Genomic DNA, 281 nt, shown 5'->3' with positions numbered 1-281 from the left:
GTATTTGAATTTCATATCTCCAAACTGCTCGTAAAGCATCAGGCTGCTTTTTCCCTTCAGATAACCCATGAACCCTGGCACGCTCATCTTGGGCGGGATCTCCAGAAGCATATGGATATGATCTGCACAACATTCCGCTTCCAGAATCTTCACATTTTTCCACTCGCACAGTTTCCTTAAGATACTGCCTACCGCTCTACGTTTCTCTCCGTAGAATGCTTGCCTTCGGTATTTTGGCGCAAAAACTATGTGATATTTACAGTTCCATCGGGTGTGCGCTA

The 281-nt window shown here is 45.2% G+C and carries 1 protein-coding gene; it reads right to left on the bottom strand.

Features of this window, described 5'->3' with window-relative positions; all coding sequences use genetic code 11:
• Positions 1–281: IS200/IS605 family transposase (gene tnpA / locus ACSZPU_RS26505; protein ID WP_499004592.1), on the bottom strand; the 281-nt coding region annotated here is incomplete at both ends.

It is taken from the genome of Phytobacter sp. V69, from assembly GCF_965644215.1.
In the GTDB taxonomy this organism is placed as follows: Bacteria; Pseudomonadota; Gammaproteobacteria; order Enterobacterales; family Enterobacteriaceae; genus Phytobacter.
Note: the sequence above shows the minus strand (reverse complement) of the source record. Positions and strands in the feature narration are given on the sequence as shown.